The sequence below is a fragment of the Pseudomonas sp. R62 genome, from assembly GCF_000257605.1.
Taxonomy (GTDB): domain Bacteria; phylum Pseudomonadota; class Gammaproteobacteria; order Pseudomonadales; family Pseudomonadaceae; genus Aquipseudomonas; species Aquipseudomonas atacamensis.
In genome coordinates this window covers 602,361-608,468 of sequence record NZ_JH635999.1, presented here as the reverse complement: position 1 = coordinate 608,468, position 6,108 = coordinate 602,361, and the positions used below count along the sequence as shown (strand labels likewise).

6 protein-coding genes and 2 pseudogenes are annotated in these 6,108 nt (G+C 61.2%); 3 read left to right on the top strand and 5 right to left on the bottom strand.

All coding sequences use genetic code 11. The features are described from left to right. Window positions 1-142: 142 nt before the first annotated feature. Window positions 143-535, bottom strand: a complete 393-nt coding sequence (locus tag OQK_RS21155) for a GFA family protein (RefSeq protein ID WP_016774146.1) — start codon at window positions 533-535, stop codon at window positions 143-145. A gap of 55 nt (window positions 536-590) precedes the next feature. Between OQK_RS21155 and OQK_RS30125 the strand changes: the two are divergent. Both OQK_RS30125 and OQK_RS21150 read left to right on the top strand, forming a co-directional pair. Next, window positions 591-668, top strand: a pseudogene (locus OQK_RS30125) (VOC family protein); the annotation flags it as partial. 34 nt (window positions 669-702) lie between these two features. Beyond that, window positions 703-1,536 (top strand): AraC family transcriptional regulator, encoded by an 834-nt coding sequence (locus OQK_RS21150; protein WP_016774144.1) that lies wholly within the window; start codon window positions 703-705, stop codon window positions 1,534-1,536. Between the two features lie 143 nt (window positions 1,537-1,679). On the opposite strand, the gene OQK_RS21145 is transcribed toward OQK_RS21150, so the two are convergent. From OQK_RS21145 to OQK_RS21130, 4 genes are all read right to left on the bottom strand, one after another. Next, on the bottom strand, window positions 1,680-2,267 hold the full coding sequence (locus tag OQK_RS21145; RefSeq protein WP_016774143.1) for a LysE family translocator: 588 nt from the start codon (window positions 2,265-2,267) through the stop codon (window positions 1,680-1,682). A gap of 182 nt (window positions 2,268-2,449) precedes the next feature. After that, window positions 2,450-4,687 (bottom strand): ATP-binding protein, encoded by a 2,238-nt coding sequence (locus OQK_RS21140; protein ID WP_016774142.1) that lies wholly within the window; start codon window positions 4,685-4,687, stop codon window positions 2,450-2,452. Further along, on the bottom strand, window positions 4,684-5,289 hold the full coding sequence (locus OQK_RS21135) for a biliverdin-producing heme oxygenase (protein ID WP_016774141.1): 606 nt from the start codon (window positions 5,287-5,289) through the stop codon (window positions 4,684-4,686). The genes OQK_RS21140 and OQK_RS21135 overlap by 4 nt, the downstream gene beginning before the upstream one ends. A 195-nt stretch (window positions 5,290-5,484) precedes the next feature. Then, a complete protein-coding gene (locus OQK_RS21130) occupies window positions 5,485-5,760 on the bottom strand; it encodes a hypothetical protein (protein WP_016774140.1) in 276 nt (91 codons plus the stop codon). A 161-nt stretch (window positions 5,761-5,921) separates the two neighbouring features. Between OQK_RS21130 and OQK_RS30555 the strand changes: the two are divergent. After that, window positions 5,922-6,108: pseudogene (locus OQK_RS30555) on the top strand (carboxylate-amine ligase); the annotation flags it as partial.

Sequence of the window (6,108 nt, the reverse complement as noted above, 5' to 3'; positions counted from 1 at the left end):
AAGGGCGGAACCCTAAGCAGCCGTTACCGCAGCAACGGATATGTACTCGGTCAACCGAACAAATCATCGCTCGACAACAAGCCTTCGCGAGCAGACTCGCCCCCACAGAAATCGCAGGCGTGCTGAAAGTTGAATCAATCCCCTACCCCTCTGCCCGCCCTTTGCCTTCACGATCACCACGGTAATGCCTGGCCAGCGGAAAATCCGGCAACCACGATTCGCGCCGCACAATCCAGCTCTCATAGGTCGGCTTCAACTGATCCGGCGCATCCAGCGCGCCGAGGTTCACCTCGACCTCATCAGCACTGCGGTTGAACACCGACGAACCACAGCGCGGACAAAAGTGCCGCCCCTGGAACTCATGGGTTTCACCGCTGATGGTCACCGCGTCTTCAGGAAATATCGCCGAGGCATGAAACAGCGCGCCGTGAACCTTGCGACAGTCCAGGCAATGGCACAGCCCGACCCGGTAAGGCTCGCCAGAGGCTTGAAAACGCACATCGCCGCACAGGCATCCGCCGGTAAATGCAGTCATGGTTCAGCTCCATCGCGCTCGTGGTGTCACGCCCCCAGAGCCTATAACAGTCGGTGCTGCAATGCAGGCGATGTTTCAGATGAAAAAGCTTGATGTGGCGACACTGCAACGGGCATTCGCCGGCCAGAGCTAATACACTCAGACGCTGACCTGTCGGGACGATCACGATGAAACGCGCCACAGCGAAAAACCCCGAGAAAGCCCCGCGCTTCTGGCGCGACGACGCCCTGCCCTTCATCGAAGCGCGGGCGATCGCGGATGGGCGTGAAGTCTGTTATGCGCGGCATTCCCATGCGCACTTTTCCATCGGCGCGATCACCGCCGGGCGCAGTACCTATGTGCATGAGCAGGCGCAATTTGAGGTGGCGGCCGGCACCGTGGTGCTGATGAATCCCGGCGATGTGCATGCCTGCAATCCGATCGATGATCAGCCTTGGTCGTATGTGATGTTGTATGTCGAAACGCCGTGGCTGACGGATTTGCAGCATCAATTGGGGTTTGCCGGGGAGCTGGAATTTCGCCGATTTTCCGACACGCATCTGACTGATGCCGAGCTGTTTGGCAAATTGATGGGGTTGTATGAGGTTCTGCTCGACGACCAGGTGGAGGCGCTGGCGAAACACAGCGCAGCGGTTGAGTTTTTCAGTGATTTGCAGGTCCGCCTGAATCCAGCGGACGAGCCCGTTGCCGAGCCGAATTTCAAGCTGGAGCGCGCCGCTGATTTCATCCGTGGACATTGCACCGAAGTGCTGAGCCTCGAAGCGATTTGCGCGGCGGCGCAACTATCGCCGTCATACCTGATTCGTGCGTTCAGCCAGCGTTACGGGATGACGCCCCATGCCTTCCTGGTCAACCAGCGCATCCAGTTCGCCCGCGAGCGCTTGCGCAGCGGCCAGTTGATTGCCGATGTCGCGCTCCAGGCCGGGTTTGCCGATCAGGCGCATTTTCAGCGAGCGTTCAAACAACATCTGGCGGCGACGCCGGGGCAGTATCGCGGCTGACTCCATACTCGAAGTTGAACCCTGCCCCCCTTGTGGGAGCGAGCCTGCTCGCGAACGCGGTGTGTCATTCAACACTTCGCTGACTGATCCATCGTATTCGCGAGCAGGCTCGCTCCCACAGGGGGTTGTGGTGGGCCTGTGAATCAAGTGAACAGCAAATAAAGCGCACTCACCGCCAGCAACAACGCCATCAACCGATTGAACCAGCGCATCCCCGCCGCATTGCTCAGATACCCGCGCAAGAACGTCCCGGCATACGCCCAGCAGCCCACCGACAGATAGCAGATCACCAGATACACCGCCGCAAATTGCCAGACCAGCAGCGCCTCGCCATCAGCGACAAACGCGCCCATCCCGGCCACGCATGCCAGCCAGGCCTTGGGGTTAAGCCATTGCATCACCGCGCCATAGAGCATAGACGGCGCGCGGCCGGATTCGCTGGTGTTCAACTGGCCGTCATCGCTGGCCAGTTTCCAGGCCATGAACAACAGAAACGCCACCCCGGCCCATTGCACCACGCGGGTCATGAATGGCCACGATTGCAGGACTTCATGCAGGCCCAGGCCCATCAGCACCAGCAACAGCACAAACCCCAGCGTCGCCCCGGCCACATGCCGCTGGCTGGCACGGAAACCGTACTGCGCGCCTGAACTCAAGGCGACGATATTGACCGGCCCCGGCGTGATGGATGCGGCGAGGGCAAACGCCGCCATGGAAAGAATCAGACTCATTGCACACCTGCTTCAAACGAGGAACGAGGTGGCTACGGTAGCGGGCGGGGGATTTGCGGTATTGAAGAAAATGACCCTGAGGATGCGAATCTGATCGTTCCCACGCTCTGCGTGGGAATGCAGCCCGGGACGCTCTGCGTCCCATTCAGAGCGTGGGAACGATCGAAACCTACAAGGGGCAATCAGGCCAGGCGCGGCACGGTGAAGCGGAATTCGCTGCCCTGCCCCGGCTCGCTCTCGGCGACGATCTGCCCGCCGTGGGCTTCGACGATGCCTTGGGTGATGTACAAACCCAGGCCCGTGCCGGTCGGGTTGCCTTCCTTTATCGTCCAGTAGCGATCGAACACATGCGGCAAGTGCTCCTTGGGAATGCCTTCGCCACTGTCACGCACGATAAACACGATCTCGTCGCCCACCGATTTGGCGTGCACGCCCACGGTGCCCATGCGCGGGGTGAATTTGATGGCGTTGCCCACCAGGTTCGACAGCACCTGAAACAGCCGCTCGGGGTCGGCGTGGATGCGCAGGTCAGGATCGGCCTGGAAGGAAATGCTGATGTCCTTGTCATGGGCCAAAGGCGACAGCAACGCTTGGGCCTCTTCAAAGATGTGCCCGACCTCCAGCGCCTGCGGGGTGATGGAGTAGCGCCCGGCATCGATTTTCGAGGTATCGAGCAAGTCTTCCAGCAGCGTGTTCATCCGCGCCGTGGCCTGCTGCATGGTGTCGATCGCCGTGGAAATCCGCCGCGAAGTGTGCGCACCTTCCGAGCTGAAGGCTTTCTGCATCATGCCGCAGAGCATGGAAATCACCGTCATCGGGTTGCGCAGGTCGTGCGAAACCACCGCTACCAGATCATCGCGCGCCTGCACAGCCGCCTGCTCGCGACGTACCTGACGGGCCAGATCGTTTTCCAGCGCCGAACGGCGCAGGTCATTGGCGGCGAACCGGTCACCGTGGCTCCACTTGGTGGAGATCCCGGCCATTTCGACCTTCCAGATCTCGAACGAGGTGCGCGGACGCAGGCGCATCCCGGCGTCGGAGTTTTCCAGATCCAGCGGCTTGCGCGGGTCGCCGCTCCAGTTGATGTTTTCCTTCACTTCCGGACGGAACCACAGCACGCCGTTGTCCACCGGTTTGGGCAGGCTCATGGCGAGCACACCGCTGGCCACAGACTGATACTGCGCCGCCGGCGGGTAAACGCTGGACAGGTGATGGCTGGCGAACACCGGCTCGCCGCGCGCCTGCAACCACTTGTGCAGCGCGCGAATTTCTTCCGGCGCCGGGCAGTTGCCGTAACGGTGCAACTGCTTGTCTTCGATGATCGCGATGCCGCCGGCATTGACCAGCGCCATCAGCGTTGCAGGCTGCTGGGCGAGGCCGTCGAAGACGTTTTGCGGCGAATCGACCATCGCCTGATTGAGCCGCGCCAGCGCTTCGACCTTCTCTTCACGCTGGCGGGTCAGTTCAAGGGTTTCCATGGCACTGATCTGCAATGAAAGGACCTGGCCGATGGTCTGGCAAGCCATGCGCAATTCATGCGGCACGTGCAGCGGCTGGCGATTGCCGCAGCTGATCAGGCCCCAGAGCTTGTCGCCCTTGAGCAGGGAAATGCTCATCGACGACAGCACGCCCATGTTCTTCATGTACTGACAGTGAATCGGCGAGACGCTGCGCAGCGTGGCGAAACTGAGGTCCAGCGGCGTTTGCGTGTCCGGGCGCAGCTTCGGCACCAGTGGCACCGGCTGATAATCGGCGTTGGGGATGATCCGCAGCCAATTGGTGCGGTACAGCTCGCGCGCCTGCTCGGGAATGTCCGAAGCCGGGAAGAACAGGCCGTTGAACACTTCCATCGATGGATCGGACGCTTCGGCGATGACCTGACCGTGGCCCTCCTCCTCGAAGCGATAGATCAGCACCCGGTCGTAACCGGTCATCGCCTGGATTTCCTTGACGCTGATGTCGTACAGGGCCTGCAGCGTGGTCGCCGCTTGCAGGCGCTGGAGCATGCGGCCCAGGTGGGTATTGACCCCGGCGACGTTGCGCGGCTGGAAATTCTTCACGTGAATTTCCAGTTCGAGAATCAGCACACCCTGATGGCGGTGCAGCAAACCTTCGAATTCAGTGCCGTTGAGCTCGAATCGCAGCGGCGCCGCCTCGGAGAACGTCGCCTGTTGCAAGGCTTGCAGCACTTGCGCGGTGTGTTCGGCGCCGATCAGGCTGTGCAGCGGCTGGCCGATCAAGGATTCGGGCGCGCGGGCCAGCAGGGTTTCGACGTTGGCGCTGACCTGGATGATCTGCAGCGCAGGCTCGGTCAGGGTCAGCAGCAGACCATGGGGCTGGATCGCGCCGGGAAAGCGGATCGGCTCGTCGGCACAGTTGGCCAGCAGTTCTTCAAAGGCTTGTTGGTCTTGCGGGTTCATGCCAGTACCTCCTGGCGCTCGAGCCACTGCTCGAAACAGCTGAATGTGATTTGTGCTGCGCTGACCACGGCCGCGCGTTCGCTGGCCGCCATGGGCCGGTTGCTCAGGTATTCGATGAACTCGCGCCAGCGCCGCCCGGTGGCCGCGCCGTAGACATCGAGGAAGGCAGCGCCATTGTCGGCGTCCAGATTCAGCCGCGCGGCGATCTCCCGACGCAGGATCTGCCCGCCGAGAGTCGCGCCTTCGAGCACGTACAAAACGCCGAGACTGGCGGCGCTGGAGTCAATGACTGGCAGATCTTCACACAGCGGCAAATCATCAGCGGTTGCCCCCAGTGCGCGCAGGTCGGCGCGCAGGGTGTCAGCCTTCAGACGAGGCAGCAGATTGAAATCGTCCGGGACCGCGCCACTGGCGAGCAACGCCTGTTCGAGCGGCTGATAGAACCCGTAATAGGCCTGCATCAAGCGCTCGAAAGCGGGGGTATCGAGGGTGTCGGAGAAAAAAGGAAGGCGTTTTTCCAGTGCGATGTGCAGTTCGGCTGTGCCGGCCCGCAGATCTTGCAGCACCGGTGGCACATAAACCTCACGGGCCTTTGCTTGCATGTAGATCGCTCTTGGTGGGACCCGGCAGGGGCCATTCTGGGTGGGCTCGACGTGGGGGGGAATTTATCACGCCACGCAGCTTTTTCTGCCTGCCGAAGCATTTTTTCTATCGAACTGCGACCCTATGACAGGTTCAGAGTGGCGCCGGATCAGAAAAGTTCGACCGACGCCATTATCCTGCCACTGCTGACCACCTCAATCAGCGCCGTCGTTCTGCACCGATGGATCGCCGTTGGCCGGTACGCTGCTGGCGACAACGGGTTTCGAAGGATTGTTTTTTTCGGCTCCGGGATAACCGGGCAGACCGCGGGTATCGTCCGGCGTCATGACATCTTCGTTGTCACGGCTGACATCCCAGTCGGTGGTGGCGTTGGGGTCTTCATCACGCCCGGCCGTGCCGATGGCGAAGCCGTCGTCGTTGGGATTGACGGTTTGGTTAAGCGCTTTGTCGTTGCTGGATGGGTTGCTCATGTGTGCCTCCAGAACACGTTGATCGGACTTGTTTGGAAACGCCTTGGCCGCTCAAGTGCAATGGACAAGACCAACGGTGCATTCGCGGGGCACTGGTCGCCTGGCGTGAACCACCGCAACGGCGCACGGTTCTCAAGAGAAATACTTGCTTGAGCACTGTCATGAGCCACCCGCGATTCGGCATTGAGGAAGAGTACTTTCTCACTGACCTGCAGAGCCTGCGCATGATCGGCAGTCCGCCGCCACAGGCCATCGAGGCTTGCCGGGCAGCGCTGGGTGTGTGGTTTGCCACGGAGATGTTTCAGGGCCAGATCGAGGTGGCTTCGCCGGTATGCAGCGAGTTCGAAC

Bases quoted from the DNA above. Each gene is read 5' to 3' on its own strand.
- OQK_RS21155 (WP_016774146.1), bottom strand. From the start codon at position 535: ATGACTGCATTTACCGGCGGATGCCTGTGCGGCGATGTGCGTTTTCAA.
- OQK_RS21150 (WP_016774144.1), top strand. From the start codon at position 703: ATGAAACGCGCCACAGCGAAAAACCCCGAGAAAGCCCCGCGCTTCTGG.
- OQK_RS21145 (WP_016774143.1), bottom strand. From the start codon at position 2,267: ATGAGTCTGATTCTTTCCATGGCGGCGTTTGCCCTCGCCGCATCCATC.
- OQK_RS21140 (WP_016774142.1), bottom strand. From the start codon at position 4,687: ATGAACCCGCAAGACCAACAAGCCTTTGAAGAACTGCTGGCCAACTGT.
- OQK_RS21135 (WP_016774141.1), bottom strand. From the start codon at position 5,289: ATGCAAGCAAAGGCCCGTGAGGTTTATGTGCCACCGGTGCTGCAAGAT.
- OQK_RS21130 (WP_016774140.1), bottom strand. From the start codon at position 5,760: ATGAGCAACCCATCCAGCAACGACAAAGCGCTTAACCAAACCGTCAAT.